Annotated in this window: 23 protein-coding genes and 1 tRNA gene; 11 read left to right on the top strand and 13 right to left on the bottom strand. The window is 58.9% G+C overall.

The genetic code is table 11. From position 1 onward, the window contains the following. The first annotated feature begins 32 nt into the window (after positions 1 to 32). The 4 genes from PPL01S_RS02920 to PPL01S_RS02905 are packed head-to-tail and all read left to right on the top strand — an operon-like array spanning position 33 to position 4,845. Positions 33 to 959 (top strand): 4-hydroxyproline epimerase, encoded by a 927-nt coding sequence (locus PPL01S_RS02920; protein ID WP_028625266.1) that lies wholly within the window; start codon positions 33 to 35, stop codon positions 957 to 959. A gap of 53 nt (positions 960 to 1,012) precedes the next feature. Then, entirely contained in the window at positions 1,013 to 1,960 is a 948-nt protein-coding gene (locus PPL01S_RS02915; RefSeq protein ID WP_016391647.1) for a dihydrodipicolinate synthase family protein, read from the top strand. A 53-nt stretch (positions 1,961 to 2,013) separates the two neighbouring features. Beyond that, positions 2,014 to 3,591, top strand: coding sequence for an aldehyde dehydrogenase (NADP(+)) (locus PPL01S_RS02910; RefSeq protein ID WP_028625265.1), 1,578 nt, complete (start codon positions 2,014 to 2,016; stop codon positions 3,589 to 3,591). 3 nt (positions 3,592 to 3,594) lie between these two features. Continuing rightward, entirely contained in the window at positions 3,595 to 4,845 is a 1,251-nt protein-coding gene (locus PPL01S_RS02905; protein WP_028625264.1) for an NAD(P)/FAD-dependent oxidoreductase, read from the top strand. An 83-nt stretch (positions 4,846 to 4,928) separates the two neighbouring features. Here PPL01S_RS02905 and PPL01S_RS02900 read toward each other — a convergent pair whose 3' ends face one another. The 3 genes from PPL01S_RS02900 to mqo all read right to left on the bottom strand — a co-directional run bounded on the left by PPL01S_RS02900 (position 4,929) and on the right by mqo (position 8,015). Next, positions 4,929 to 5,549, bottom strand: coding sequence for a helix-turn-helix transcriptional regulator (locus PPL01S_RS02900; RefSeq protein WP_028625263.1), 621 nt, complete (start codon positions 5,547 to 5,549; stop codon positions 4,929 to 4,931). Beyond that, positions 5,549 to 6,190, bottom strand: coding sequence for a hypothetical protein (locus PPL01S_RS02895; protein WP_016392509.1), 642 nt, complete (start codon positions 6,188 to 6,190; stop codon positions 5,549 to 5,551). Before PPL01S_RS02895 ends, PPL01S_RS02900 begins: the two co-directional genes overlap by 1 nt. A 187-nt stretch (positions 6,191 to 6,377) precedes the next feature. Further along, the gene (mqo, locus tag PPL01S_RS02890; RefSeq protein WP_016392508.1) at positions 6,378 to 8,015 is read right to left on the bottom strand and encodes a malate dehydrogenase (quinone); all 1,638 of its coding nucleotides are present in this window, start codon (positions 8,013 to 8,015) and stop codon (positions 6,378 to 6,380) included. Between the two features lie 343 nt (positions 8,016 to 8,358). Here mqo and PPL01S_RS02885 point away from each other — a divergent pair, with 343 nt between their 5' ends. The 3 genes from PPL01S_RS02885 to PPL01S_RS02875 all read left to right on the top strand — a co-directional run bounded on the left by PPL01S_RS02885 (position 8,359) and on the right by PPL01S_RS02875 (position 9,834). Then, on the top strand, positions 8,359 to 8,976 hold the full coding sequence (locus PPL01S_RS02885; RefSeq protein WP_016392507.1) for a LysE family transporter: 618 nt from the start codon (positions 8,359 to 8,361) through the stop codon (positions 8,974 to 8,976). 193 nt (positions 8,977 to 9,169) lie between these two features. Continuing rightward, the gene (locus PPL01S_RS02880; RefSeq protein ID WP_016392506.1) at positions 9,170 to 9,478 is read left to right on the top strand and encodes a type II toxin-antitoxin system RelE/ParE family toxin; all 309 of its coding nucleotides are present in this window, start codon (positions 9,170 to 9,172) and stop codon (positions 9,476 to 9,478) included. Continuing rightward, the gene (locus PPL01S_RS02875; protein ID WP_016392505.1) at positions 9,475 to 9,834 is read left to right on the top strand and encodes an addiction module antidote protein; all 360 of its coding nucleotides are present in this window, start codon (positions 9,475 to 9,477) and stop codon (positions 9,832 to 9,834) included. The genes PPL01S_RS02880 and PPL01S_RS02875 overlap by 4 nt, the downstream gene beginning before the upstream one ends. A 167-nt stretch (positions 9,835 to 10,001) precedes the next feature. On the opposite strand, the gene PPL01S_RS02870 is transcribed toward PPL01S_RS02875, so the two are convergent. After that, positions 10,002 to 12,851 carry an HD domain-containing phosphohydrolase gene (locus PPL01S_RS02870; RefSeq protein ID WP_016392504.1) on the bottom strand — a complete coding sequence of 950 codons (2,850 nt, stop codon included), beginning with the start codon at positions 12,849 to 12,851 and terminating at the stop codon, positions 10,002 to 10,004. Between the two features lie 485 nt (positions 12,852 to 13,336). Between PPL01S_RS02870 and PPL01S_RS02865 the strand changes: the two genes are divergently transcribed. Further along, the gene (locus tag PPL01S_RS02865) at positions 13,337 to 14,863 is read left to right on the top strand and encodes a DUF6538 domain-containing protein (RefSeq protein ID WP_028625261.1); all 1,527 of its coding nucleotides are present in this window, start codon (positions 13,337 to 13,339) and stop codon (positions 14,861 to 14,863) included. A 727-nt stretch (positions 14,864 to 15,590) separates the two neighbouring features. Beyond that, on the top strand, positions 15,591 to 16,094 hold the full coding sequence (locus tag PPL01S_RS25010; protein ID WP_156042659.1) for a hypothetical protein: 504 nt from the start codon (positions 15,591 to 15,593) through the stop codon (positions 16,092 to 16,094). 1,799 nt (positions 16,095 to 17,893) lie between these two features. On the opposite strand, the gene PPL01S_RS25005 is transcribed toward PPL01S_RS25010, so the two are convergent. After that, positions 17,894 to 18,316 carry a hypothetical protein gene (locus PPL01S_RS25005; RefSeq protein ID WP_156042658.1) on the bottom strand — a complete coding sequence of 141 codons (423 nt, stop codon included), beginning with the start codon at positions 18,314 to 18,316 and terminating at the stop codon, positions 17,894 to 17,896. Between the two features lie 227 nt (positions 18,317 to 18,543). Here PPL01S_RS25005 and PPL01S_RS02855 point away from each other — a divergent pair, with 227 nt between their 5' ends. Both PPL01S_RS02855 and PPL01S_RS02850 read left to right on the top strand, forming a co-directional pair. Beyond that, positions 18,544 to 19,089, top strand: a complete 546-nt coding sequence (locus PPL01S_RS02855; RefSeq protein ID WP_028625259.1) for a recombinase family protein — start codon at positions 18,544 to 18,546, stop codon at positions 19,087 to 19,089. Positions 19,090 to 19,405: 316 nt separating this feature from the next. Continuing rightward, positions 19,406 to 19,609 (top strand): hypothetical protein, encoded by a 204-nt coding sequence (locus PPL01S_RS02850; protein ID WP_028625258.1) that lies wholly within the window; start codon positions 19,406 to 19,408, stop codon positions 19,607 to 19,609. Positions 19,610 to 19,665: 56 nt separating this feature from the next. On the opposite strand, the gene PPL01S_RS02845 is transcribed toward PPL01S_RS02850, so the two are convergent. The 8 genes from PPL01S_RS02845 to dapA form a co-directional block, all read right to left on the bottom strand. After that, positions 19,666 to 19,956, bottom strand: coding sequence for a hypothetical protein (locus PPL01S_RS02845; protein ID WP_033743163.1), 291 nt, complete (start codon positions 19,954 to 19,956; stop codon positions 19,666 to 19,668). Next, positions 19,953 to 20,570, bottom strand: coding sequence for a nucleotidyltransferase domain-containing protein (locus tag PPL01S_RS24435; RefSeq protein ID WP_081833293.1), 618 nt, complete (start codon positions 20,568 to 20,570; stop codon positions 19,953 to 19,955). The genes PPL01S_RS02845 and PPL01S_RS24435 overlap by 4 nt, the downstream gene beginning before the upstream one ends. A gap of 2 nt (positions 20,571 to 20,572) precedes the next feature. After that, positions 20,573 to 21,490 (bottom strand): pentapeptide repeat-containing protein, encoded by a 918-nt coding sequence (locus PPL01S_RS02840; protein ID WP_081833294.1) that lies wholly within the window; start codon positions 21,488 to 21,490, stop codon positions 20,573 to 20,575. 270 nt (positions 21,491 to 21,760) lie between these two features. After that, positions 21,761 to 21,850 (bottom strand) — tRNA-Ser (locus PPL01S_RS02835). A 92-nt stretch (positions 21,851 to 21,942) separates the two neighbouring features. Beyond that, positions 21,943 to 22,653 (bottom strand): phosphoribosylaminoimidazolesuccinocarboxamide synthase, encoded by a 711-nt coding sequence (gene purC, locus PPL01S_RS02830; RefSeq protein ID WP_016392503.1) that lies wholly within the window; start codon positions 22,651 to 22,653, stop codon positions 21,943 to 21,945. 31 nt (positions 22,654 to 22,684) lie between these two features. After that, positions 22,685 to 23,443 carry an MBL fold metallo-hydrolase gene (locus tag PPL01S_RS02825; protein ID WP_016392502.1) on the bottom strand — a complete coding sequence of 253 codons (759 nt, stop codon included), beginning with the start codon at positions 23,441 to 23,443 and terminating at the stop codon, positions 22,685 to 22,687. After that, entirely contained in the window at positions 23,444 to 24,562 is a 1,119-nt protein-coding gene (bamC, locus tag PPL01S_RS02820) for an NlpB/DapX family lipoprotein (RefSeq protein ID WP_028625255.1), read from the bottom strand. A gap of 15 nt (positions 24,563 to 24,577) precedes the next feature. Beyond that, positions 24,578 to 25,465 (bottom strand): 4-hydroxy-tetrahydrodipicolinate synthase, encoded by an 888-nt coding sequence (gene dapA / locus PPL01S_RS02815; protein WP_016392500.1) that lies wholly within the window; start codon positions 25,463 to 25,465, stop codon positions 24,578 to 24,580. Positions 25,466 to 25,529: the final 64 nt, after the last annotated feature.

Here is a 25,529-nt window from a genome sequence, read left to right as displayed (position 1 = left end):
CCAGCAAGAACAACAAAGATTCGGAGATGCCCATGAAACACGTTCACGTCATCGACTCCCACACCGGCGGCGAACCGACCCGCCTGGTGATGAAGGGCTTCCCCGCCCTTGAAGGCCGCAACATGGCCGAGCAACGCGACGAACTGCGCGAGCTGCACGACCACTGGCGCCGCGCCTGCCTGCTGGAGCCGCGCGGCAACGATGTACTGGTCGGCGCGCTGTACTGCCCACCGGTGTCGCCCGACGCCACCTGTGGGGTGATCTTCTTCAACAACAGCGGCTACCTGAACATGTGCGGCCACGGCACCATCGGCCTGGTCGCCTCGCTGCAGCACCTGGGCCTGATCGGGCCGGGCGAACACAAGATCGATACTCCGGTCGGCCAGGTCACTGCCACCCTGCATGAAGACGGCGCGGTCACCGTCGGCAACGTGCCGGCCTACCGTTACCGCCAGCAGGTGCCGGTCGAGGTGCCAGGCCATGGCGTGGTGCACGGCGACATCGCCTGGGGCGGCAACTGGTTCTTCCTGGTGTCCGAGCATGGCCAGCGCATCGAGCTGGACAACCGCGAAGCCCTCACCGAGTACACCTGGGCCATGCTCAAGGCCCTCCAAGCCCAGGGCATCACCGGCGAGCACGGCGCGCTTATCGACCATGTCGAGCTGTTCGCCGATGACGCCGAGGCCGACAGCCGCAACTTCGTCATGTGCCCCGGCAAGGCCTACGACCGCTCGCCCTGCGGCACCGGCACCAGCGCCAAGCTCGCCTGCCTTGCCGCCGACGGCAAGCTCGCCGAAGGCCAGACCTGGGTCCAGGCCAGCATCACCGGCAGCCAGTTCCAGGGCCGCTACCTGCGAGAAGGCGAGCGCATCCGCCCCTTCATCACCGGCCGCGCCTACATGACCGCCGACAGCACCCTGCTGATCGACGAACAGGATCCGTTTGCCTGGGGCATCTGACTACCCAGGCCTTTTTCTTCGCAACCCGCTGAACATTGCAAGGAGTGACACCCATGAGCGACAACATCTTCACCGGCTGCATGCCCGCCCTGATGACCCCGTGCACTGCCGAGCGCAAGCCGGACTTCGACGCCCTGGTGCGCAAGGGCCGTGAACTGATCGAGGCCGGCATGAGCGCCGTGGTGTACTGCGGCTCGATGGGCGACTGGCCGCTGCTGACCGAGGCCGAACGCCAGGAAGGCGTGGCGCGCCTGGTGGCCGCCGGCATTCCGACCATCGTCGGTACCGGCGCGGTGAACACCCGCGAAGCCGTGGCCCATGCCGCCCACGCCGCCAAGGTCGGCGCCGCCGGCCTGATGGTGATCCCTCGCGTGCTGTCCCGCGGTGCCTCGCTGATCGCCCAGAAGCACCACTTCTCGGCCATCCTCGCCGCCGCGCCGAAGCTGCCGGCGGTGATCTACAACAGCCCTTACTACGGCTTCGCCACCCGCGCCGACCTGTTCTTCGAACTGCGCCGCGAATACCCGAACCTGATCGGCTTCAAGGAGTTCGGTGGCGGCGCCGACCTGCGCTACGCCGCCGAGCACATCACCTCCCAGGACGACGACGTGACATTGATGGTCGGCGTCGACACCCAGGTGGTGCATGGTTTCGTCAACTGCAACGCCACCGGCGCCATCACCGGCATCGGCAACGCCCTGCCGCGCGAGGTGCTGCAACTGGTGAGCCTGAGCAAGCAGGCGGCCAAGGGCGATGCCCGCGCCCGCCGCCAGGCCCGTGAGCTGGAGTCGGCGCTGGCCGTGCTGTCGTCGTTCGATGAGGGCTGCGACCTGGTGCTGTACTACAAGCACCTGATGGTGCTCAACGGCGACGCCGAGTACAGCCTGCACTTCAACGAGACCGACTTGCTCACCGACGCCCAGCGCAACTATGCCGAACAGCAGTACGCGCTGTTCCGCAGCTGGTACACCAACTGGTCGACCGAGCAGAACCTGGCCTGATCCTGGGGCTGCGCAGCGGCCCGCTTTCCCGAACCCGCACCCAAGGACGTCCCATGACCCTGACAGGCAATCTGCTGATCGGCCAACGCGCCGTGACCGGCAGCCAAGCAGCCATCCGCGCCATCGACCCGGCCACCAACCAGGCGCTTGAACCCGCGTACGCCGGCGGCACCGGCGAACACGTGGCGCAAGCCTGCGCCCTGGCCTGGGCAGCGTTCGACCGCTACCGCGAAACCTCACTCGAACAACGTGCAGCGTTTCTCGAAACCATCGCCGACCAGATCGAGGCGCTGGGCGACACCTTGATCGACCGCGCCGTGGCCGAGAGCGGCCTGCCCAAGGCGCGCATCCAGGGCGAGCGTGGCCGCACCTGCATGCAACTGCGCCTGTTCGCCCGCGTGGTGCGCGACGGCGAATGGCTGGATGTGCGGGTCGACCCTCGGCAGCCCGACCGCCAACCCCTGCCCCGCGCCGACCTGCGCCAGCGCCAGGTAGCCCTGGGCCCGGTCGCCGTGTTCGGCGCCAGCAACTTCCCCCTGGCCTTCTCGGTGGCCGGTGGCGATACCGCCTCGGCCCTGGCCGCCGGCTGCCCGGTGGTGGTGAAGGCCCATGGCGCCCACCCTGGTACCAGCGAACTGGTCGGCCAGGCCGTGGCGCGCGCGGTAAAACTGTGCGGGCTGCCCGAGGGCGTGTTCTCGCTGCTCTACGGCGCAGGCCGCGAAGTGGGCATCGCCCTGGTCAGCGACCCGCGCATCAAGGCCGTCGGCTTCACCGGCTCGCGCAGCGGCGGCATCGCCCTGTGCCAGGCCGCCCAGGCCCGCCCGGAACCGATTCCGGTGTATGCCGAAATGAGCTCGATCAACCCGGTGTTCCTGTTCGACGCGGCCCTGCAGGCCCGCGCCGACGCACTGGCACAAGCCTTCGTCGCCTCGTTGACCCAGGGCGCGGGCCAGTTCTGCACCAACCCCGGCCTGGTCATCGCCCGCCAGGGGCCGGCATTGCAACGCTTCATCACGGCTGCCGCCGAGCAGGTGCGCCAAGCCGCAGCGCAGACCATGCTCACCCCTGGCATCCACAGCGCGTACACCGCAGGCGTCGCTGCACTGGCCGACAACGCCCATGCCCAGGTGGCCGCCAGCGGCCAGCCGCAGCAGGGCCCCAACCAGTGCCAGGCGCAGCTGTTGGTCACCCAGGCCAGTGCATTTCTCGCCGACCCGGCGCTGCAGGCCGAAGTGTTCGGCGCCGCCTCGCTGGTGGTCGCCTGCGAAACGGACGAGCAAGTACGACTGGTCGCCGAACACCTGGAAGGCCAGCTGACCGCCACCCTGCAACTGGATGACGGCGACCTCGACAGCGCCCGGGCGCTGCTGCCAACCCTGGAACGCAAGGCCGGGCGCATCCTGGTCAACGGCTGGCCAACCGGCGTTGAAGTCTGCGATGCCATGGTCCACGGCGGCCCGTTCCCAGCCACATCCGATGCCCGCAGCACGTCGGTGGGCACTGCGGCGATCCTGCGCTTCCTGCGCCCGGTGTGTTACCAGGATTTCCCGGATGCCTTGCTCCCCCAGGCATTGCAACATGACAACCCGTTGTGTCTGCGGCGGTTGTTCGACGGCAAGCGGGAAGGCTGAAGCATGCACGACGCCCACTCTTCAGCGGACACCGATATCGCCGTGGTCGGCGCCGGCATCGTCGGCGTCGCCTGCGCCCTGCAACTGGCCCGCCAGGGCCGCCGGGTGCTGCTGATCGACCGTCAGGCGCCGGGTCATGGCGCGTCCTACGGCAATGCCGGGCACCTGGCGACCGAGCAGGTGTTCCCCATTGCCGACCTGTCGATCCTCAAGCGCCTGCCGCGCATGCTGCTGGACCCGATGGGCCCGCTGCGGCTGGACTGGAAATACCTGCCCAAGGCCCTGCCCTGGTTCACCCGGCTGCTGCTCAACTTGCGCCCGGCACCGTTCCAGCGCAGCGTGGCCGGCATCCGGGCGCTGAACGAGGGCAGCCTCGGGGCATGGCAACGCTTGCTCGGCTCGATCGGGCGCAGCGACCTGTTCAAGGAAGATGGCTCGTTGCTGATCTTCGAGAGGCCCGAATCACACCAGGCGCTGGAAGCCTTGCGCGCACGCATGCAACAGCAGGGCGTTGCGGTGGACAGGTGGTCGGCTGGCGCCGTGCACGACGCCGCGCCGCAGCTGAATCCTGCAATTCTCGGTGGCCTGTACTTCCCCCGTACCGGACACTTTCTGGACCCCTACCGGGTAGTGCGCGAACTGTTCGAGGCGGCCAAGGCCAGTGGCGTGCGTTTCCTGCAGGGGCACGTCGCTGGCGGCCATCTGGACGGCAACGGGGTCAGGCTGATCAGTGACCAGGGCACGTTAGCGGCACGCCAGGTATTGATCAGCTGCGGCGCCCACTCGGCGCAGCTGACGGCAGCGCTGACCGGCAAGCGCGTGCCCTTGGACACCGAACGCGGCTATCACCTGATGCTGCCCGGCGAACACCAGCGGTTACCTTTTGCTGTGACCTCGCTGGAGCGCAAGTTCATCATGACGCCCATGACCGATGGCCTGCGCCTGGCCGGTACGGTGGAGTTCGCCGGGCTGGACGCGCCGCCGAGCATGCAGCGGGCGTGGCAGTTGCACCGGCTGAGCAAGGGGTTGTTCAAGCGCGACCTGCAGGTCGAGGGAGCGACGCCGTGGATGGGGTTCAGGCCTTCGTTGCCGGACTCGTTGCCGGTGATCGACCGGGTGTGCGAGGGGCGCGTGCTGCTTGCGTTCGGGCACCAGCACCTGGGGTTGACCCAGGCGGCGGTGACGGCGCAATGGGTGGGGCGGTTGGCCCAGGGCGACAGCGGGATGGGCGCCTATCGGCTGGATCGATTTTGACGGGCAGGCCGCTTTGCGGCCCGATCGCCGGCAAGCCGGCTCCCACAGGGGATCGGGATCGCTGCAGGCGCAGGTTGGCTGTTTTATCGCATGTCGTGCTTGCGCAGCGCGAAGCGGCACACCTGGCCACCCCGCAACATGCATTCCTGATGGTCGACCTCTCCCCCGCCCAAGGCCCCGATCAGCGCCAGGTCCAGCTCGCACACCACGGGGTGCGCTGCGGCCAGGTGATGAAACACGCAGTTTTGCGCAACGATCTGCGGCTCGCCAGATGAGCGAAAGAACACTTCGGCCTCGTATCCGGCCGCGTTCATGTGCTTGACGATATGCGCTTCATCGACCACTTCGGGCTGCAGGTCCTTGGCCAGCTTGCGCCCCAGCTGCCGCATCAGCTCCAGCAACGCCTGCTCGCCGAGCAAGCCGGCCACTTCACCGATCAGCAGGTTGGCCAGCAACGGGTACTGGCGCGGGAACAGTTCACGGCCATGCTCGGTGAGCTGGTGCAACTGCTCGGGACGCCGCCCGGTAGGCCGAGTGGCGCCACGCATGACCAGCCCGTCGCGTTCCAGTGCGGCCAAGTGCTGGCGCACGGCCGTGCGGGTGACGGACAGGGCCTGCGCCAGGTCGTCGATGCTCATGCCGTCTGGCTGGCGCAGCAACGCATGGAGCAGGTCCTGTTGGGTACGGCCCAGTCCTTCGAGCATCAGAACTTGTCCGGGAACTGCTTGACCAAGGCCGCAGCGAGCGCGTCGGACAAGGTCAGGATGTGCTCGCGCATCATCGCCCAGGTGCGCGCCTCGCCGGCGTAGTCACCCGCCGCCAGCTGGTCGATCTGCGCCACGTGATGCCCACCGTGGGCGCTGAGCAGGGTGATCAGGGTCGGCTCTGGCAAGTTGGGGTTGGCCTTGGCCAGGAAAGCAGCGATAGCCTTGGCGTTGCTGGTCAGCTCGTCGACGGCGGCCTGCTGGCCTTTCTTGTCCTTGCCCACGGTGGCGTCGCTGTAGTGCTTGATCGCGCCCCAGTGGCCGGCGAGCAGTTTGAGCAGTTGATCGGCAGCGGGTTGGCCGTATAGCGGCGCGATGCTGTTGGCGATCCTGGTGGCATCGGCGACCACTTCGTTGGCGGCCACCGCAGCCTGCTTGGCATTGCCGGCTTGGTTGGCCACAGCGTAGTTGCGGACCCAGAAAATATGCTCGACCCACAGGTCGCGCAGGGCCATGCGCGTGGTCAGCGCAGCGGATTCGGCGGGGGGTTTGGCGGCGGGGGTTGCGCTGGAGTAGCTCGCGCTCCAAGCGGGTTGGACGCACAGGACGATGAGTAGCAAGGAGGCAATCTTGAGGTTCATGACGGCACCCTCCTGGAGGGGATCGACTGACAAGATTAATTTAAGCATCAAAATATGTTTTTATTGGGCCGAGGCTGTATTTCCGATAGGTGGTCTTCAGCTCCGGGCCTATCGCTGGCAAGCCGTGAAGAACCAAAAAAAAGCCACGAGGTCTCCCCCGTGGCTTCGATCACAACAAGGCAGCTGCTTACAGCGCCATGTCGTTCTCAGGCTTGCTTTCAACCGGCTGGCCGGCAGCGGCGCCGGTACCGACGCTCTGGTCGATCACCGGCGGCTTCTCCAGCTGCAGCACTTCAGCGGTGTAGTTCCACTCTTTCTGGGTAGCAGCAGCAGAATCATTGAGCTTGGTACCGTAGCTCGGCACGATCTCCTTGATCTTGGCCTGCCACTCAGGCGTGGCGACCTTCTCCTTGAACACGGTTTCCAGCACGGTCAGCATGATCGGCGCGGCGGTCGATGCACCTGGCGATGCACCCAGCAGGCCGGCGATGGTGCGGTCCTGCGAGGCCACCACTTCGGTGCCCAGCTTCAGCACGCCGCCCTTGTCTTCGTCACGCTTGATGATCTGCACACGCTGGCCGGCCGGCCACAGTTTCCAGTCTTCCTTCTTGGCGTTCGGGAAGTAGGTGCGCAGGGCTTCGAAACGGTCGTCGTCAGACTGCATCAGCTGGCCGGCGAGGTATTCCACCAGCGGGTACTGGTCTATACCGACCTTGGCCATCGGCCACACGTTGTGCGGGGTGGTGCTGCTCAGCAGGTCCAGGTACGAGCCGTTCTTCAGGAACTTGGTCGAGAAGGTGGCAAATGGCCCGAACAGGATCACGCGCTTGCCATCCAGCACGCGGGTATCCAGGTGCGGAACCGACATGGGTGGTGCACCGGTCGAGGCGATGCCGTAGGCCTTGGCCATGTGCTGCATGGCCACGGTCGGGTTCTCGGTCACCAGGAACGAACCGCCAACCGGGAAGCCTGCGTATTCCTTGGCTTCAGGAATGCCCGACTTCTGCAGCAGCTTCAGCGCGCCACCGCCGGCACCGATGAACAGGAACTTGGCATCGGTGGTCGACTCGGTGCCATCCTTCAGGTTCTTGTACTCGACGCGCCACGAGCCGTCCTCGTTGCGGGTGATGTCCTGGACTTCGCTGGACAGCTTCAGGTCGAACTTGTCCTGGGTCTTCAGGTGGCCAACGAACTGGCGGGTGATCTCGCCGAAGTTGACGTCGGTGCCGATCGGCGACCAGGTCACGGCCAGCTTCTGGTTCGGGTCGCGGCCTTCCATCATCAGCGGGACCCACTTGGCGATCTGCGCGTGGTCCTCGGAGTACTGCATCGAGCGGAACAGCGGGCTGGCCTGCAGCGCATCGTAACGCTTCTTGAGGAACTTGATGTTGTCATCGCCCCAGACGAAGCTCATGTGCGGGGTGGTGTTGATGAACGAGTGCGGGTTCTTCAGCACGCCCTGGCGCACTTGCCAGGCCCAGAACTGGCGGGAGATCTGGAAGGATTCGTTGATTTCGATGGCTTTGGAGATGTTGACGTTGCCGTCTTTGTCTTCCGGGGTGTAGTTCAGCTCGGCCAGCGCGGAGTGGCCGGTGCCGGCATTGTTCCAGCCGTTGGAGCTTTCTTCGGCGACGCCGTCCAGGCGCTCGACCATTTCCATCGACCAGCTTGGCTCCAGCTCGTGCAGCCACACGGCCAAGGTCGAGCTCATGATGCCGCCGCCGACCAGCAGCACGTCGACTTTCTTGGTTTCTGCGGCGTGCGCTTGCATGAAGCTCGCGGCAACAGCCAGGCCCAGCAAGGTCTTGCCAGCTTTTTTGAACATTGATCAATTCCAGTCTGTAGAACGGAGGACGGGCCTGTGGCTGGCCCAGGTGTTTCATGTTCTTTCGCGCAGGCTTGTTATGGTCATTGTTCAGCGGCCAGAGAACCAGAAAACGACCCAAGGCTATTGTCGAATTGACCGACAGGGCTGAATCGTTTCGCTGATTGTATTCTGAATTGCCAGCACAAACAAACCGAGGGGCCGGGCGTCAAGACGACAGGTTGCCTCAGCGGCAGGTTGTCACGGTGCACTGCGCCCTGTAGCTGATTGCGCAGTTGAAAAGCGGGTCGGGGCAGACGATAGTCGAGGTTTCGACCTCTGCCCTGCCCTACAGGAGTTCCCCATGCTCGGCGTCACCGACTACGGCGCGTTCGTCATCGCCTTCATCATTGTCCTGGCCATCCCCGGCCCCGGCAACTTCGCCCTGATCACCGCCACCGGCAAAGGCGGCATCAAGGCCGGTCTGGCGGCGACCTGCGGGGTGATTCTCGGTGACCAGGTGTTGCTATGGCTGGCGGTGGCGGGCGTTGCAACCTTGCTGGCAGCCTACCCCGCCGCCTTTCACGTGGTGCAGTGGGCAGGTGCTGCATACCTGGCCTACCTGGGCCTGCGCATGCTGCTGAGCAAACCCGGCGGCGCCCAGCGCGTCAGCCGCATGGACAACGGCCATTACCTGCGCCAGACCATGCTGATCACCCTGCTCAACCCCAAGGCGATCATGTTCTACATGGCGTTCTTCCCGCTGTTCGTCGACCCGGTGAAGCACCAGGGGCTGGTGACCTTCGGCTTCCTGGCCGCGACCGTGGCGGTGGTGACGTTCCTGTATGGATTGATTGCGGTGGTGCTGACCCATCAACTGGCCGAGCGCATGCGTGCCAATCCGCGCATTGCCAACCTGTTCGAGCGCTTGGCAGGGGCTTGCCTGGTAGGGTTCGGCATCAAGTTGGCGGCGATGCGCTGAATTTTCCAGTGACCTTGCCACCGCTCGATGGGGCGGCCGCATGCACAGCTTTCAGGTCAAAGTTGACCGAAACGCTGTAGGTCCATTCGCAAAATTGTCCATTACCCCATCAAGTGATTGCTTGAGCCTACTCGCCTCCCTAGCCTCGGTAGCCCCAGCCTGACAGGAAGTAGCTAGTAGGCTACAATCGACAATGACGAACGAGATTGACACCACGCTCTATTTCGATGAGTGGCTCCATGGGGTCAAAGACTCCATCGGCAGAGCTGCAATCCTTGGCCGTATCATCCGGGCTGAATGTGGGAACTTCGGCGACACGGAGCCAGTGGGTGATGGTGTCAGTGAAATGCGCGTGTTCGTTGGGCCCGGTTACCGCATGTACTACGTGCGAACAGGTCAAAACCGCTATCTGATGCTCTATGGCAGTGACAAGACTGACCAAGGCAGAGGAGTCAAGCGAGCTAAGGTAATCCTGGACAACCTGCGAGGCGGGAAAAGATGAGCGATACATACAGCCACGAAAAAATGCCGATCCTCGACCTGCACCTGAGCAACACACAGCGCTTTGAGGCCTCCCGCTTTCTCGATAGCCCTGAAACCATTGCAGCGTTCTTGGCAGAGGCTATGAAAACCAACGATTCATATGCCCTGATGCATGCCATGGGGGAAGTCGCAAAGGCCAGAGGAGTGAACAAGCTCGCTCAGGACGCAGGTGTCAATCGCGAATCTCTCTACAAGACATTCAAGGGTGGAAGCAAGACGCGCTTTGATACCATCCAGAAGCTTATGCTGGCCTTGGGTGTAGAGTTGACCGTAAAACCACTCGCTGACCCGGCTCTCTCACCTACAAACAAATAGCGCGCACCTACGAGTCATCCAGTCCTCCTCTGAACAACTTGACCTTGTAACCCAGGATCAAGGGTTCCTCGTCGATGTCGGTCCGATAGTTGGAGCGGGCCATCAGATTGCGCTTCCGCACGGCCAACTCGCCATCGGACCGCTTTGAAAGTGTGAACTCCGGCAGCCTATATCTGCGCTACCCAGTACTCCACATCCACCTCATCGATCTGCTCCTCGCGTAGAAACCGCTCGGCATACTGCCGATACACACCGCTGCTCAGAAACAGCCGCATCAGCTGCCCGTCGATGTGATTGTCGTGCGCCATCGACACCATGATCTTCACTGACTCGGACAAGGTCTTCGGCGCCTTGTACGGCCGGTCGGCAGCGGTCAGCGCCTCGAAGATATCGGCGATCGCCATCACCCGCTCGGCAATGCTCAGGTCATCCTTGCCCAACCGCCTCGGATACCCGCTGCCATCCAGCTTTTCGTGGTGGTTGCCGGCGATGGTCGGCACGCGCCGCAGCTGACGCGGGAACGGCAGGCTGGTCAGCATGATGATGGTCTGCACGATGTGTTCGTTGATCTTGAAGCGCTCTTCGTCGTTCAACGTGCCGCGGCGTATCGACAAGTTGTACAACTCGCCCTGATCACTGGCATTGGCCGGCAGGGTCATGTCGAAACCCCAGACATTGCGCGGGTCACCCTTGACCACCGGCGGCTTGCGCGCGCCCCAGGGCTGTCGCTGCTCCGGCCGGTTGGCCAGCAGCGGCTCATCCACCGGCAACGGCAGTACCGGCACACCTTTGAAACGCTCTTCCTCGTCACGGGAAATACCCAGGCGGTTGTCGAAATGCCGCTGCCAGCGGCGCTGGCCGATCTGCTGCAAACGCTCGATATCGCCCGCCTCCATGAACTCGCCACCCAGGTTGGCCCTGGCGACGAACGCGAATTCCTCCTGCAACTCGGCCTGGCAACGTTCCAGCGACGCTTGCAGCGCCTGCTGCTCTGCCCCGCTCGCCAGCCCTTGCCAATAGGCCAGCTCGGCATCTCGCCAGAGCACCTCGAAACGCATGCGGATTTCGTGGATGCGGTTGTACAGGGACTCCAGCTTGGTCGCCTTGTCCACCACATACTCGGGGCTAGTGATCTTGCCGCAATCGTGCAGCCAGGCGGCCACCCGAAACTCGTAGCGCTCGACCTCGGTCATGCCGAAGTCGGCGTAAGGGCCGCTGTCGGCCTGCACCGCCTGGTCCAGCAGCATCTGCGCCAGTTGCGGTACTCGTTCGCAGTGGCCGCCGGTATAGGGGCTCTTGGCATCGATGGCATCGGCCAGCAGCTTGATCATGGCGTCCAGCAACCGTTGCTGGGCTTCGGCCAGTTGCCGCGTCTCGATGGCCACTGCGGCAGTACCGGACAGCTCCTCGACGAACTGCCGGAACGGCTGGCCCACTTCATCACCCGCCTGCCCCTCATCCAGTTGCAACACCAGGATGCCAAGCAGCACCTGGCCACGGTCCCGAAGCACCACCGCGAGGCTGCGCCCGCGCAGCTCCAGCGCATGCTTCACGACCTCCGTCAGCTTTTCATGCTCATGTTCGGCCACCGTCATTTCGTCCGGGTAGTCCTCGCCCCGGCATGAAGCGGCCAGACGCAGCAGGGACTGGTCGTCATCGAACAGGTAGACCGCGCCCGCTTTTACCCCAGCGGCGTCAACCAGATACCTGAGCACCCCCTCCAGCATGCGCTCCAGCTGGCTTTCCCGGCTGAGCGTGAGCGTGATCGCCTGGAAGTTGCGGATGGTGCCGGACATGCGGCTCAGCACCTGGCTCAGTTCGCGCACCTCGGACACCCGTGACGTCACCCCCACCTCGCGGCTGAAGTCGAAGCCGGCAAGGCCGCGCACCTGCTCGGCCAGCAGGCGCAGCGGGCGGCCGATACGCTGGCCAAGCACGACGCCCAGCAGCAATAGCACGGCCATCAGCGCTGCCGCCCAGAGCATCTGGTCGAACAGCACCTTGCGCGCATCGGCCAGCAACTCATCGCCCGGCACGGCAATCAGCACCTGAAAGTTTTCGCCGACCAGCGTGGTGAGCGGCAGGCGCATGCCGTACCAGATCTTGCCCTGCACCTCATAAGGTTGTGGCCGGCCGTCCTGGGCCGGATTGGCGTGGATGCGCTCGAGGCTGGGAATGCCCAGCTCATCGATACGCGACAGGCGCACCGCCTCCCCCTCCTGCAGAATGACGCGCTGCAGATCCGGGTACGCCACCACATTGCCCCGCTCATCGATGACCGCGGTCTCGGTGCCGGGGGTCATGCGCAGGTCCTGGCTCTCGCTGACCAGATCATTGACCGAAACATCCATGCCGATCACCGCCGCGCCGTCGACGCTGCGCTGGGCCATGGTCATGCCGACTTCACGGGTGGTGAAGAACACGTAAGGGTTGGTGAGCACAGTGGTCGAGCGCCCAGAGGCCTCGACGAACCAGGGACGCGGGCGCGGATCGTAGTGATAGTCCGGCTTGGCCTGGGTTTGCAGCACGTTCAGTTGCTGATCGTAGAAGCGCCACTCGCCCACAACGCTACCGTCCCCCGCCTTGCTGATGCTCTGCACCAGAAAGCGGGTGCCCGCTGGCGCAGCGTATCGTTGCAACAATTGAGGGTCGCGCAACCGCCGGACCAGCAGGAATTCGCCATTGGGATAACCGACAAATGCGGCGCTGAGCATCTTGTTGGCGTTCAGGCTCTCGACCAGCTGCGGCAAGCGCTCCAGGCGCTCGGCCAAGCTGCTGGCGGCCGGGTTGAAGGCCAGCAGCCGGATACTGCTTTGCGCCGGGTCGAGCAGGCGCCGGGCGCGCTCGTCGATGGTCTTGCCGAGTTGCTGGGCGGCATCGCCGGCGGCGGCCACCAGTGCCTGCTGGGTACCGCGATAACCCTGCCAGGCCAGGCCCATACCGAGCAGCAGCATGCCCAGCAAGATGGCCAGGGTCACCAGCAGTTGTAGCGAGATGCTACGTCCTTGGTCGTTCATGGCTGTCGGGTCTGCTAGTGCGAGCATCTGGCAGCGTGAGCTGCAAGAAGCGCGGAGTACATCACCCGGAAATCTGCCAGCCCGGCATCGTGACCCAACAACACATAGCCCATCCCAGGTGCTCCATGTGCAGCGACTTCAAGAGAGTTGTCGGCCATGTCGCCATGCCGGTTTTACACCTAACGCGAGGAGCTTAGCTGCTAAAGGGCAAAATCGTCGGCAAAGACGAACAGGCATTTAGCCATCACGGTATGAGGAGGGTTTTAAAGCACAACGGCGAGGGATGCAAGGCTTGCCTGGATGCCGAATCCCGAAACGACGAAGCCCCCGAAAACTCAAGGTTTTCGGGGGCTTCGACTACTTTGCGTATGGCGGAGAGATAGGGACTCTAAGATTAGAGTTCTACAGCCCTTAAAACACCGTATCTATTGGCTTTCAGCGTCAAGAGTGGTCAAATTGAGTGGTCAAAATGGAGACTGAGCAGCATGGCCACTTACCTTATACAGAAACCCGGCGAATCGACATGGTATGTACGTATGGCAGTGCCTGCTGATGTGCGTAAAGCCTTCGGTGGTCGCACCAAGCTGATCAAGACAACCGGCACCAGTAACAAGGCCGAAGCCATGAATCGGCGTCTACCAATCCTGGCACAGTGGAAATCTGACATTGCAGCAGCTAGGGAGCAAAAGCTCGCTGCACGCGAACAGTGGCGCCCCGAATTGGCAGACGGGGCCGTGAAGCTAGGTCACCAGATAGATGCTCATCTGCTGGACGCTGCCAAGAACCCACCTAAAGGTTTGGGCGGGACAGCCGCTGAGGTTTACGCCCGCTCAGATAGGCTGGATCAGGAAATCCAAGAGTTCTTGCATCAAGCTCAGCGGCTAGAAGAGCTAGGCGCCAGTGGATTGGTAGACCGGATCAAAGCCGATTTCCATTTTGCGGAAGCAGAAGAAACAACAATGGTTGATTCGGTGCTGCGCTCCGGGGCACTCGTCCAAGAGGTGATTGTTCAACTCGCCGAGCGCAAACATCGCCTTTCCCCACTTGAGGCGGCTGAGGCTCGTGAGATCGTCAAGTCTCCGGCCACCTACAAACCGGTTTCACCGATTACGGATCGACGATTAGAGACCTTCCGTACTCAACGCGTCAAAGAAGGTATTGCACAAAAGACCATTGACCAACAGGAAAGCAAGCTCAAGAAGCTATCGGATTACTTACGCGATCAAGGTAAACCCTTGACCAACGAAACGGTTGCCGCATGGTTGGAAACGCTCAGCGTGACAAGTAAGACCAAAGCTCAATATTTACTTGCAGGATCCACTTTTTGGCAGTGGGCCATGAAAAATGACGCCCAATGGAAAAATTTACAAGAAGGCTTGGAAAACCCGTTCAAGGAGCAAGCACTTCCGAAAGTACGTGGTAGGGCTAAGGTCGAAGCTGCACGTAAAGCTTTTACTACAGAACAGATCGAGAGCTTGTACAAAGTCGCTCTTGGGCTAGGTAATCAGACGCTCTGCGACTTAATCGAGCTGGGAGCTCACACCGGTTGCCGAATTGAAGAGCTCGCTCAATTACGACAAGAGTCGGTGATGAAGGTTGAGGGTGTTCTCAGCTTCAAGATCGAAGACAGTAAAACTGCAGCTGGCATACGAGAGATTCCGGTACACCCAGCTATCCAAACTACGGTTGAGCGACTGATCAAAGATAGTGCAGATGGATTCCTACTCCCAGCGTCCAGCGGTAACAAGTACGGGATACGCTCAGACTCACTCAGTAAAGCATTTGGCAGGCTTAAAACAGCCGAGGGCTTTGGTAAGCACCACGTATTCCATAGTGTGCGGGCAATGGTTGTTACTCTATTGCTGCGTGCTGGCGTAGTAGGCCCCACGGTCGCAAACATTGTCGGCCACGAAACTGGATTAGTGACATTCGATGTGTACGATGAGGGCGCTAGCCCCGAACAAAAGCTTAACGCTCTGAATAAACTCTCATACAGCTTCAAACAATTGTGAGTTACCTGTCACAACTATTGACAAAAGTCAATTTTAAATAGTAAAATATATGAATTAGGTAGTGCAAATATTAACTCTACCTCTTGCTCTCAGCCCCACTCCTTGCTGATGTGCCTTTAGTCCAGTTCCATCTAGTGGCTGGAATCATTCCCCAAGTCCTACACGTTTTCTAGCCCGTAGCGTCCCGGTGCTCTGCTCACTGGTTGACGCTATGGGTTCGTTTTGCTTACGCAAACATTCGATGCATCCATATCACACACATGAAAGAGGTTCCCCGTGCAAACAACAAAGGGACGGTCCTGTATCGTCTGCGATTCACCAATCAATCATCGTCGAGCAGACGCTAGGACATGCAATACCAATTGCCGCAGTGCTCTGTACCGACGCAATCAATCTCAAGGTGTATTCGTACGCTTCCGTACGACGTTGGACACATACACGAACATTGTAGCTAGCGCCCTCACTGCTGGCGTTGGTGTTGATGCCTACCTGAACCGCATGATCAATAACAACCACCGCGACAGCAGAAAGGTGCTGGCATGAGTATCAAGTCTTTGATCAAAACTCTACAGCAAGCACCAAACCATGCTAACAACCAACCTGTTGAACAGACTGATGAGCAATCACAACATCACAGTATTGAATCAAACACTAACCTAAAGACTTATACGGCCAACCTGCTTACCAAGGCCAAGGCTTGTATCAATTTGAGAAAAAGGAACCAATAATGAGTAAGAAACTTAGCAGCACCAGCATTAAGGGCACGCCACCAGCTTGGAGCGATGCTGAGTACCAACGTCGATTGGGCATTGAGTTGCACGCCTACAAGCACACGGCAGCCAGCCGAGAACGGGTTACAGCAGCCCTAGAACAGCCATGGTTGAATGATGTTATTGCAAAAGCACAAGCCGGTTACGTCGTGTGCGATCGTTACCCTGTGGTACATGAGCAACTCAGTCATACCGTTTACATGATCAAGCCTGAATCAGTGCAGGCTGCCGATATCGGATTGATCAAAGAACGTGTGAAGAAGGAGTACATTGAACATCTGCAATCGGAACTGAATCGCTACAAGGCTGCACTTGCGCAGCAGCTGATGGAAGCTGCTGAAGCAAAAGAACGACAACGGCGAGAAGCAGCTGCCGCTAAGCGTCTGGCCGATGCCGAGAAAGAGGCTAATGACTGCTTTGGTGATCTTGTAATCCCTGATGGTATTCCCGATGCCGCCTAATTGGCTAGTCATTCACAAACGATCTGACCTGATCATTGGTGCCTTTCAACACACCAGCGGTGAGTCGATAAAACGTAAGTTCAACTCAGTCGCTTACCATGTCATAGGCGTGTGTGATGTGATCTACGGTATGCACCGTAAGTTGCGTGCTCGACACAAGTCGGAGACACTCGTGAATACCAAAGAGTTGATGAAGACTAGTCCTGCTTTTCACAAAGCAATGAAAGACATTCAAGCCAGAAGGCGCTCTAAGCTCCCCTGGGTGTGATTACAGCGGTTTTCGGTGCGGCCCCACGGGGCAAGTGCAAAGAGTTCAGATCGTTGCTGTACAAGCCTATTTGAAATGTTCCTGATGACCTATGCGTGGTGTGGAGGGGAAGCTAGTCAGCAAGGGTTATCGATACCCTACCCCTACCACCACCACCTTGACAAATCAAGAGGTAGTCTGGTAGAATTTGTTCTATCAGTGGAGGAAACCATTCCGGTTTGCTCTGACCATGATCTCAGTAATGACCGCTCGGGCTACTCAAAAGGGGCCTAAGCTTGCGGTAACTGGGTGCATGGGTAAACACGCTATACCGCCTGATACGGTGGCGTGTTCTCGGTCAGGTTTCTTAAGCGTCGAATTCACGAATTCTGCCTGACTTAAAGCACAATAGAATTTGACTTGGTATCAGCGTGCAGCATCGTAACTGGTGCAAATAAAACGGCTGGATAGGCGTTGGTGACAACGTAGGGTTAGCCGGGTACCCCTCTGATTTGAGGAAATGAACCCTTGAGATGAGTCTTCATCTTGTATCGCGTACAGCTTAATCTGTACGTTCTGACAACACGTCAGCGGATCATCGGGGGAGCATCCTGCGATTGATATTCGGCATACCATCCATGGCTCGCAATTTGTTGCGAAGCTATGGGATAGTTGTATCCGAATTTCGAAAGAGCATATATATACTACTTTATAGAAAGATAGTTATATCTATCAGTCATGCTGATATGAATATACTCTTTGTTCTATGTAGAACATATACCCCCCTTGTGTGCCATGCACACGATGACCAGCAATGATGACCACATAAGGTCATCTGCTCTTTGCTTGTCTTTCACCAGACTACTCTCTCACCTGCTCAGCAGGTAATCTACTGGTGAAGCAATGACATCCTGAAAGCCTCACTGATCTTTGAGAAATTCTCACTGGTCAGTGAGGCTTTTTTGTTTTCAGTACATAACCTGTAAGAGTGGTCAGAGACCATAGCCAATGAACATTACTCGCACTGCGAGCGAGGTAGATTAGTCAGCAAAGCTGAGAGACAGATCAAAAGCTGATGGTCAGATGAGACCATCTATTGAAAAGCATTCACTCACTCCGCTCGCTCACTCTGCTAGCACGTCGTTATAGACTCAGTTTCTAAATGCCAATCAGTGCTGGCGATTCGAAGGTTCAGCCTTCAATAGCATCAGGAAAACATCAGGAAATAAACATGGCGCTCATTACATCACCCACCTGATACCCATACAGACAAAATCGCTACCGCCATGATTCTGCCTGCGCTCCATTTGATCCGGCCTAAACGTACCTGTCGAAATCTCGACAATATCTTTAAATCGAAACGCATACCTCAGTTAATCCTGAGCAGACCCTCAATAAAGTTATTCATATCGCTGCCCAGAAGGCCCTACGAAGCATTCTGAGACGTTTTCAGCTCACCCTGAGGCAAACCCCATAACCTATAAGCAAAACACTTCAAATCAGAGCTATGAAGCTCCTAGCAACAAGGCGAGTGCAATGAAGTATTACCAAGTCAGTAGGAAGAAGGTCGAATGTCTAGCGCTGGGAGGACACTAATTCGAAAGGTTTGGTTTTCGCCAACGGTGATCCATGTCGCAACCTCCTTTATGATTCGACTGCTACCTCCGCACCGACCAACGGCTTGAGGGTCCACACCAACACCAATGAGCTTTCTTCCTGGCTGGAGGTAGAACCGTGCTTTTTCATCACCCGCCAATCGAGCAACCAGTTCCCCATCTACGAAGATTCCGAACAAGCACCCCGCACCATTCACATCACCCTGTCTGACAACGGTCACCGTAGCGTCTTTGCCTTTATCTTCTGTTTGATAGCCAAGCAAGCGGGCGCTGGGTGTTGGCACAGCTTCCCCAACTGTCAGCGGTGCAGCACAGCCGCTTAGCATTGCCATCGTCGTCGCCGCCATCAGAGCTCGCATGAATCCTTTCCCTTGATTGAGTGAAGGCAGAAAGCTATCAGTGCGATGTGCTCCCGCCAAGCCCAAGAATCACACAGAGCCCACTTGTACCATTGGGGTGTACCCTTGAGAATACATTCCGCTGAATACACAAACGCTACCACTACCGTATTCATTAGGGTTGATTTATACATTGAATACAACCATACTGCTTGCATCTAGAGTCTATTGAATACAGGCAGGCAGAAATGGCACACGTTGCGTACATACGGGTCAGCAGTGAAGACCAGAACACCGACCGTCAGCTTGATGGAATAGTTGCTGACCGAACCTTCACCGATAAGGTGTCAGGGGCGACCACTGAGCGTCCAGCGTTGAAAGAGATGCTGAGCTATGTACGGGACGGTGACACTATCCATGTTCACTCGATTGACCGACTAGCTCGCTCCCTGGTTGACCTGCTGGCACTGGTAACTGACCTACGCGAAGCAGGCGTTTGTGTCCAGTTCCACAAGGAAAACCTGTTGTTCACTAGTGAGGAGAACCACACACAGGAACTCATGCTTTCCATGATGGGTGCCGTAGCCCAGTTTGAACGCAGCATGATTAAAGAACGTCAGCGAGAGGGCATTGCGAAAGCGAAAGCCAAGGGTGTCTACAAAGGTCGTGTGAAAAAGGTTGATGACCAAGCGATACGCGAAGCCATGAGTCAGGATGGTGCATCATTCCGTAAAGTAGCTGCCCACCTTGGGGTAAGCCTGAGCACGGTACAGCGGGCAATGAAAGCAGCATAAGGCAAAAGGCCCTCAGCTTCGATCTGAGAACGCTCGACACCAGTACATACAATGTAAGTCACGCTGACCAAACGCCTCGTATTGGGCCTAAATGGAGCTTTGCTGGGCGTTGTCGTATGTGCTCAGGGATTTGGCAGAAGATTGGTATGCCCCGGTCGCTTTTTACGGGTAACCGTTAAGCAATTCAGCTACCACGCGGGGATTTCACTGACGGTCCATTCCTAAACGCTGATGAATTCAGATTCGTCTGACAGGGTGGGGTGGTTTTGTGGCAAAACGGTTTACTCTTACGGACTGCACCTAACAGGGCCTGACCATGGACAAAGCCACCACCACCGCCGATGCACTTGAACTACTCCATCTCAACCAGATCGCCATGCGGGCGGCGATTGAGGAGGTGAGTACTTGGGTACGTCAACGCGGCTCCACCAACGTACATGACAACGTGATGGTTACCCTAACGACACTCGACACAAATGCTGACGCGATAGAGTCAGCAATTCAGAACTTACGCTCATAGCCGCCCTTGGGCGGCCTTATCATACCTGTCAGCACTGAGGACGCTGGAAGCAACTGCTACCTATGCAGAACTTTAGCGATATCTTGCGTCAAGTCGTACACCTCACCAGACAAAAGTCGATACTCGTCAGTAACCTGCTCTTGGCTTTTATTAGCCAAAAAGAAAAGTTTAGACGCCGACTCATATACTAAGCGACTCAAATCAGAGGAGCGGTCAATACCATTAACACGCACCCAACGATCAATGGCACCGCTAGACAGGCCGAACAACTCTTCGCTCCAGCCTCTCTTGTTGACGAGATTCAAAATCTCCCGCTGTGCGTCGATCCGATTATTAAACTCTCTCATGATATTTTTTGGCTCCGAAGGGCCTGCATCCATCGCGGCACAATACTAACTGCTTTTATCGCTGCCTCAACCTCGTTAGGCATAATAGGCTCACCATATCCTCGTGTCGACAACAGGCGTGCACGAGTCAAGATTGAGAACACCTCTGAACCTACATCCAAGCTTGGGCTGATAAGCAAGGGGGAGCGCCTTGAAAAAATCGGCTTACCCAGCGAAAGCGAGTGGCAAGTTGCAAAGTTTCTTACTGCCAAAAAAATGCATGACAGATGAAACGTCGCGCTATTGCTAGATTGACTGACCGCTTCGAGGGACCGCTCAAAAAGCACTCGAAACTTCTCACAATCCTCATCACCTTGAGTGTAAGCGGCTGGAGACCCCAAGCCCCCTAGATAATCAGTACCATCTGAAGCAAATAGAAGCTTCGACTCTAAGTGCAAATGCCACGCAAAGGGGTTACCCTCTTCCCATAAAGACTCAAGCCGCTCGTACTGGTATACCGAATATTTCTCAGTATCTATATGCGGTGCAGGACCATCAACACATGCTAGCAAATCGACATCAGAACCTTTGTCTATCTCGCCTCTGCACACCGAGCCAAATGCATAGATATGCATCATCACCTCCGCCCAAACCGTTTCACAAGGATTGCCGTAAGGAAGGCAAACCCTAACAGGCGTGTAGCAGCAACGCCGGAAGAGAACCAGACTGGGTAGTCATGGGGGGTCACAATGCCAAAGAACACTCCGGGAGAGGCAGTAAAGCTCGTCAAGTAATCCCTGATATCCCAAGGGTTACCGAAGGAAATAGTGTCATAAGCCGCAATAGCGACATGAACGGCAATTATCGCACGCAGTAGCTTGAGGGTGTTTTCACCATTACCCCAAATGGCATCTAACACCTTGAACTCAAGCCATTTGAAAAACTGCGGAACCTTCTTCCACCCCTTGTACTTGGTCCGATAGTAAGACTCAGTAGAAGACCATGACTTCTTCAGGTAACTGGAGGTGGCTTCAAGCTCTAGGGAAATTGCACGATTAACTGCTTTTGCATCCCCTATCTGCTGGAAATTCATACGAAGTGATCGAGCAAAACGCATTTTTAGATTTTCTTCATGCGGGGCTTCACGCTCCAAAATATCATCATCAATCTGGCAGCGCTCGAACACCGCATACTCAAACTTACAACCAACAAAAGACGATTGATGCAAGTTACAACCAATGAAGCGACAGCCAGTGAAATCGCACGAATCAAAGGTGCAATTGTTGAAGTAGCAACCATCGAAGACACTATGCTGGAACGAAACATTAGTGAATTTGATTTTCTTGGCATTTAGCCGTGCGTACACCTTGAAAGCATAAGCTTTACGCTCATTCGAGACGTCTGTTTCGACGTAGTAGTCAGTAATGACTGACCGATTACCTTTCTTGAGTGCGTCATGGTACTCCTCAGCTGGAGCAAGGGTAACTGGATTCGCCTCCCTTACTGGCGGCTCCAGAGGCACTACAACGTCCGCAGGTGATTTCTGGTCTGTCATATTACTCACGCAGATAAAGGTGCACGGCTGCATTACGCTGAATTTTGAACGAAAGCCGCTTACGCTTCAATCGCTAGCATGACACAAGGGTCCGAGCCGCAGCTTCATCACCCATGTGATTGACTGATCTTGATGACAAGATCAGGGAAGGGTTCAGCATCTCTAGGGAGCGAGTACAAATCAGAGTGGGCAAACCCAGTGGTCAAAAGCAAAAAAGTTGAGACGAAAAAAAACCCCGTAAATCAACGATTTACGAGGCTTTTTCACATATGGCGGAGAGATAGGGATTTGAACCCTAGGTACTGTTGCCAGTACAACGGATTTCGAATCCGTCCCGTTCGACCACTCCGGCATCTCTCCAATGCCGCGCATCATACCAGCGAATTCTGAAAACGCAAACCTTTATTTTCAAAAAAATCGCGTGGTATCAGGCGCTTGCGTGAACGCACCGCTTACAGCGGCACGCCCAGGCGCTTGGCAACTTCTTCGTAGGCTTCGATCACGTCGCCCAGACCCTGACGGAAGCGGTCCTTGTCCATCTTCTTGCGGGTTTCCTTGTCCCACAGGCGGCAGCCGTCCGGGCTGAACTCGTCACCGAGGACGATCTGGCCGTGGAACACACCGAACTCCAGCTTGAAATCGACCAGCAGCAGGCCGGCGTCGTCGAACAGCTTGCTCAGCACTTCGTTGACCTTCAGCGACAGCTTCTTCATCTCGACCAACTGCTCGGCGGTGCCCCAGCCGAACGCGACAACGTGGGATTCGTTGATGAAGGGGTCGCCCTTCTCGTCGTTCTTCAGGAACAGCTCGAAGGTGGAAGGCTCCAGCTTGATGCCCTCCTCCACGCCCAGGCGCTTGACCAGGCTGCCGGCGGCGTAGTTGCGCACCACGCACTCGACCGGGATCATGTCCAGCTTCTTCACCAGGCACTCGTTGTCGCCCAGCAGCTTGTCGAACTGGGTCGGCACGCCGGCTTCTTCGAGCTTCTGCATGATGAAGGCGTTGAACTTGTTGTTCACCATGCCTTTGCGGTCGAGTTGTTCGATGCGCTTGCCGTCGAACGCCGAGGTGTCGTTACGGAACAGCAGGATCAAGCGGTCGGCGTCGTCGGTCTGGTAAACCGATTTGGCTTTGCCGCGGTAGAGTTCGTCGCGTTTTTCCATGATGGAGGGCTCCGCTTGCTTGAGTGTTGGGCTAGGCGATTTCGCGCCAGTCGAGCCCGTGTTCCTGATTCGCCACCTGGAGCCAGTCCGGGTCGCACCCAAGGGTGTCGACGAAGCACTGGCGGGCCAAGTGTGGCAGGTTGTTCTTGCTGCTGAGGTGGGCCAGCACCAGGTGTTGCAGGTTGCGCCAGCCCAACTCGTGCACCAGGCTCGCGGCCTGGTGATTGTTCAAATGGCCTTGCATGCCGCCCACGCGCTGCTTGAGGAAGTACGGGTAGTGCCCGCGCGCCAGCAGGTCGCGGCAGTGGTTGGCTTCGATCAGCAAAGCGTCCAGGCCTTGGTAGCGCTCCAGCAACCGGGCATCGTAGGAGCCCAGGTCGGTGAGCATGCCAAAGCGCCGGCGACCGTCGCTGAGCACATACTGCAGCGGTTCAAAGGCGTCGTGCTCGACACGTGCCGCACTCACGTCCAGGCAACCGATGCGCAGTGTGTCGCCACAGGCGAGAAAACCGGCCACCTCCACCGGCTTGCGCAAGCCGCGCAAGGTCCCTTGGCTGAGGTAGACCGGTACATTGTAGCGCCGTGACAGCAACCCCACCCCATGCACATGGTCGGCATGTTCGTGGGTCACCAGCACCGCGCTCAACTGCGCCGCCGACACCCCGAGCAGCGCCAGGCGCCGCTCGGTTTCGCGCAGGGAAAAGCCGCAATCGACCAGGATGAACGTGTCACCACTGGCGATCAGCGTGCCATTTCCCTGGCTGCCGCTTCCGAGTACCGCGAAGCGCACTTAGCCCAGGTGGTCCTGAATGGCGCTCAGCACACGGCGGGCGACATCGGCCGGGGCCACGGTGTTGATGTTCTTCTCGACGGTGACCTGCACGCTCTCGCCAACCTTGCTCAGACGAACCTGGTAGCGTTCGGCACGGGCTTCACGCTCTTCCTTGGACGGTTCGCTGCCGAACATCCGGCTGAAGATGCCCCGCTCGTTCTGCTTGTCGTCCGGTTTTTCCGACAGGTTGATGTAGTACAGGCCCAGGCTGCGGTTGATGTCCTCGACGCGCCATTCGCCACCCTGCTCCAGGGCACGGCCTACGCTGGACCAGGCACGGTCCAGGTCGGCGCCCAGGTACAGCACCGGGTTGCCGCTGCCGTCTTCGCTCAGGCTGACGCGGCTCGGCGCGTCGAAGTCGCGCGCGGCCAGCAGCGACACCGAACCGCCCTTCTCGGCACTACGGTTCATGCTGGCGAGCATTTCATCGACCAGCAGCGCATCGGCGCCGGTGTTGCTGGAGGTGGCCGGGAACGCCGTGTCGGCGGTGCTGCCCGCCGGGCGCTCGACGCTCACGATGTACACCTCGGAGGTGTTGCGCTGTACGCCAGGTTCAATGCGTACTCGCGCACGCACTTCGCTGTCACCGCTGCTGGCGGCACTGGCCAGGCGCTGGCCGAGCGATACCGACAGTTCGTCGAAACGCTGCCAGGTGGTGTTGAATTCGCCGGTTTGCGGGCGCTCTTCAGCGATACGGAACCCGTTGTCCTCGAAGAACTGGCGGGCCACCGGCCAGACTTCGGCAGGCGAACGCTGGGCCAGCACCCAACGGCTGTTGCCGCTGCGCTGCAGGGTGAAATCGCTGGCTTCGGCAGCACCTACCAACGGTTGCGGGCGCGGTACTTCGAACTCGCCAGTGGCGCGGTCGTCAGCGACGTTGCGCGGGATCGGCAGCAGCGGGTCAAGGCGCTTGACGCTGCTGGCATCCGGCGGCAACTGCATCGGCGCGGTCGGGTGAGCCTGCAGGTAATCGCTGCCGCGGTCGCGGAAGTAGCCATCCTCGCCCCACAGCCAGCCACACCCACTGGTGCTGGAGATGATCAGGGCGAGCGTGGAAAGTCCAGCCAGTCGCTTCATGCGGGGTACTTCCTCTTAAACCAGTACGCCGGACTGGCGCAAGGCAGTACGGACTTTTTCGTGGCAGCCTTCGCTCAGCCAGGTCAGCGGCAGGCGAATGCCCTTGTGCATCAGGCCCATTTCCACGAGCGCCCACTTCACCGGAATCGGGTTGGCTTCGCAGAACAGGTCTTTGTGCAGCGGCATGAGTTTTTCATTGATCGCGCGGGCCTTCTCGGCATTGCCCTCAAGGGCGGCCTCGCACAGATCGGCCATTTCGCGCGGGGCGACGTTGGCGGTGACGGAGATATTGCCCTTGCCGCCCATCAGGATCAGCTCGACGGCGGTCGGATCGTCGCCGGACAGGACGATGAAGTCCTTGTCGACACCTTCGAGGATGGCCTTGGCGCGCACCAGGTCGCCGGTGGCTTCCTTGATGCCGATGATGTTGTCGACCTTCGACAGGCGGATCACCGTCTCGGCCTGCATGTCGCAGGAAGTGCGGCCGGGTACGTTGTAGAGGATCTGCGGGATGTCGACGGCTTCGGCGATGTGCTTGAAGTGCTGGTACAGGCCTTCCTGGGTCGGCTTGTTGTAGTACGGCACGACCAGCAGGCAGGCGTCGGCGCCAGCGTTCTTGGCGTTCTGGGTCAGGTGCACGGCTTCGGCGGTGGAGTTGGCACCGGTACCGGCGATCACCGGGATCGGCTTCTTGCTGTGCTTGACGCGCTCGACCACATGCTTGATGACCAGGATGTGTTCTTCCACATCCAGCGTGGCGGACTCACCGGTGGTGCCGACAGCGACGATCGCGTGGGTGCCGTTTTCCAGGTGGAAGTCTACAAGTTTGTCGAGGCTGCCCCAATCAAGACGCCCTTGTGCATCCATGGGTGTGACCAATGCCACCATACTGCCCGCAATCATGTAACTGCTCCTGCCGGAAAAAGAGAGCGGTAATGGTACTGGGGGCATCGGCCTTGCACAAGCG

The sequence above is a fragment of the Pseudomonas plecoglossicida NBRC 103162 = DSM 15088 genome (assembly GCF_000730665.1).
Taxonomy (GTDB): Bacteria; Pseudomonadota; Gammaproteobacteria; order Pseudomonadales; family Pseudomonadaceae; genus Aquipseudomonas; species Aquipseudomonas plecoglossicida.
Note: the sequence above shows the minus strand (reverse complement) of the source record. Positions and strands in the feature narration are given on the sequence as shown.

Excerpts from the sequence above, each read along its gene's own strand:
- PPL01S_RS02920 (WP_028625266.1), top strand. The coding sequence starts at position 33 with ATGAAACACGTTCACGTCATCGACTCCCACACCGGCGGCGAACCGACC.
- PPL01S_RS02915 (WP_016391647.1), top strand. The coding sequence starts at position 1,013 with ATGAGCGACAACATCTTCACCGGCTGCATGCCCGCCCTGATGACCCCG.
- PPL01S_RS02910 (WP_028625265.1), top strand. The coding sequence starts at position 2,014 with ATGACCCTGACAGGCAATCTGCTGATCGGCCAACGCGCCGTGACCGGC.
- PPL01S_RS02905 (WP_028625264.1), top strand. The coding sequence starts at position 3,595 with ATGCACGACGCCCACTCTTCAGCGGACACCGATATCGCCGTGGTCGGC.
- PPL01S_RS02900 (WP_028625263.1), bottom strand. The coding sequence starts at position 5,549 with ATGCTCGAAGGACTGGGCCGTACCCAACAGGACCTGCTCCATGCGTTG.
- PPL01S_RS02895 (WP_016392509.1), bottom strand. The coding sequence starts at position 6,190 with ATGAACCTCAAGATTGCCTCCTTGCTACTCATCGTCCTGTGCGTCCAA.
- mqo (WP_016392508.1), bottom strand. The coding sequence starts at position 8,015 with ATGTTCAAAAAAGCTGGCAAGACCTTGCTGGGCCTGGCTGTTGCCGCG.
- PPL01S_RS02885 (WP_016392507.1), top strand. The coding sequence starts at position 8,359 with ATGCTCGGCGTCACCGACTACGGCGCGTTCGTCATCGCCTTCATCATT.
- PPL01S_RS02880 (WP_016392506.1), top strand. The coding sequence starts at position 9,170 with ATGACGAACGAGATTGACACCACGCTCTATTTCGATGAGTGGCTCCAT.
- PPL01S_RS02875 (WP_016392505.1), top strand. The coding sequence starts at position 9,475 with ATGAGCGATACATACAGCCACGAAAAAATGCCGATCCTCGACCTGCAC.
- PPL01S_RS02870 (WP_016392504.1), bottom strand. The coding sequence starts at position 12,851 with ATGAACGACCAAGGACGTAGCATCTCGCTACAACTGCTGGTGACCCTG.
- PPL01S_RS02865 (WP_028625261.1), top strand. The coding sequence starts at position 13,337 with ATGGCCACTTACCTTATACAGAAACCCGGCGAATCGACATGGTATGTA.
- PPL01S_RS25010 (WP_156042659.1), top strand. The coding sequence starts at position 15,591 with ATGAGTAAGAAACTTAGCAGCACCAGCATTAAGGGCACGCCACCAGCT.
- PPL01S_RS25005 (WP_156042658.1), bottom strand. The coding sequence starts at position 18,316 with ATGCGAGCTCTGATGGCGGCGACGACGATGGCAATGCTAAGCGGCTGT.
- PPL01S_RS02855 (WP_028625259.1), top strand. The coding sequence starts at position 18,544 with ATGGCACACGTTGCGTACATACGGGTCAGCAGTGAAGACCAGAACACC.
- PPL01S_RS02850 (WP_028625258.1), top strand. The coding sequence starts at position 19,406 with ATGGACAAAGCCACCACCACCGCCGATGCACTTGAACTACTCCATCTC.
- PPL01S_RS02845 (WP_033743163.1), bottom strand. The coding sequence starts at position 19,956 with ATGAGAGAGTTTAATAATCGGATCGACGCACAGCGGGAGATTTTGAAT.
- PPL01S_RS24435 (WP_081833293.1), bottom strand. The coding sequence starts at position 20,570 with ATGCATATCTATGCATTTGGCTCGGTGTGCAGAGGCGAGATAGACAAA.
- PPL01S_RS02840 (WP_081833294.1), bottom strand. The coding sequence starts at position 21,490 with ATGACAGACCAGAAATCACCTGCGGACGTTGTAGTGCCTCTGGAGCCG.
- purC (WP_016392503.1), bottom strand. The coding sequence starts at position 22,653 with ATGGAAAAACGCGACGAACTCTACCGCGGCAAAGCCAAATCGGTTTAC.
- bamC (WP_028625255.1), bottom strand. The coding sequence starts at position 24,562 with ATGAAGCGACTGGCTGGACTTTCCACGCTCGCCCTGATCATCTCCAGC.
- dapA (WP_016392500.1), bottom strand. The coding sequence starts at position 25,465 with ATGATTGCGGGCAGTATGGTGGCATTGGTCACACCCATGGATGCACAA.